At 44.6% G+C, this 999-nt stretch carries 1 protein-coding gene; it reads right to left on the bottom strand.

The window, feature by feature from the left end; genetic code table 11:
• A partial coding sequence (locus R8N49_RS25320) for a SulP family inorganic anion transporter (RefSeq protein ID WP_318190236.1) occupies positions 1-816 on the bottom strand: 816 nt, incomplete at its 3' end.
• Between the last annotated feature and the right edge of the window lie 183 nt (positions 817-999).

Here is a 999-nt window from a genome sequence, read left to right as displayed (position 1 = left end):
AGATTGGCCACGAGTATTCGGCATTTCGTCTAAAACGGTTAGCGTTAGCAAAGATTCAATTAGGCCGATGGCCGCAAGGATCACTGCATAAGGCAAGATGATTTGCAGAGTCTCTAGCGTAAATGGCACTGATGGAATAGAGAAGGTTGGCAAAGAGCCTGCTAGTGTAGCGGCTTCATTACCTGACATAGAACGTAGGAAGTCGACAACTGTACGTGTCTCTAGATCTAACCCAACAACTAGTGCAGTAACGGTTACGATAGCAACAAGTGAAGATGGCACTGCTGTTGTAATTTTCGGCAAGAAGTAGATGATCGCCATGGTCAGCGCAACCAAACCTAGCATTAACATCATTTGATCTTGTGGAAGCCAAGTCAGCACGCCACTTATGTCTGGAGCCTTGAATTGTCCCAATTGCGCGAGGAAGATAACAATCGCTAGGCCGTTAACAAAACCAATCATTACAGGGTGTGGAACGATTCGAATGAATTTGCCCAATTTAAATAAACCGGCAGCAATTTGCAGAATACCGGCCAACATAATGGCAGCAAATAAGTACTGAACACCGTGGCTCGCAACAAGAGAGACCATTACTACAGCCATTGCGCCTGTAGCACCAGAGATCATGCCTGGGCGACCACCAAAGATTGAGGTGATAAGGCCAACGATGAATGCTGCGTACAGACCAACCATTGGGTCTACACCAGCAACGAATGCAAATGCTACGGCTTCAGGGACAAGTGCCAGGGCAACCGTCAAACCTGATAGCACGTCATTTTTAATAGAGTGCTTAGAAAATTGCGGGAATTCGAACATGTTTGTCTTTAAGTTCTCGTTGAGATGAGTTTATCCCGACACATATTCGTATTTGCATTAACCACTAAGTGATGAAACTACATTCAAGGTACTTAGTGTAAACCGTAGTAATAAAAGAGCAGCAGTAGAATGGTGTCGAAAACTTGAGTTGGCGAATGCTACCGAAAAGTGTGATTAAGTTCA

It is taken from the genome of Vibrio sp. 1978 (genome assembly GCF_033344345.1).
The sequence above is the reverse complement of the archived record's forward strand: the minus strand, read 5'-3'. Positions and strand labels throughout refer to the sequence as shown.